Source organism: Pseudomonas sp. BP01 (assembly GCF_022760795.1).
Lineage (GTDB): Bacteria > Pseudomonadota > Gammaproteobacteria > Pseudomonadales > Pseudomonadaceae > Aquipseudomonas > Aquipseudomonas putida_Q.
In genome coordinates this window covers 1-255 of sequence record NZ_JAFBKA010000132.1, presented here as the reverse complement: position 1 = coordinate 255, position 255 = coordinate 1, and the positions used below count along the sequence as shown (strand labels likewise).

Sequence of the window (255 nt, the reverse complement as noted above, 5' to 3'; positions counted from 1 at the left end):
GAAGCGCATACGGTGGATGCCTTGGCAGTCAGAGGCGATGAAAGACGTGGTAGCCTGCGAAAAGCTTTGGGGAGTCGGCAAACAGACTGTGATCCAGAGATCTCTGAATGGGGGAACCCAGCCAGCATAAGCTGGTTATCTTGTACTGAATACATAGGTGCAAGAGGCGAACCAGGGGAACTGAAACATCTAAGTACCCTGAGGAAAAGAAATCAACCGAGATTCCCTTAGTAGTGGCGAGCGAACGGGGACCAG

Annotated in this window: 1 rRNA gene; it reads left to right on the top strand. The window is 51.8% G+C overall.

Going from position 1 to position 255, the window contains the following annotated elements:
• Position 1: 1 nt before the first annotated feature.
• Positions 2–255, top strand: a 23S ribosomal RNA gene (locus tag JOY50_RS28805); the annotation flags it as partial.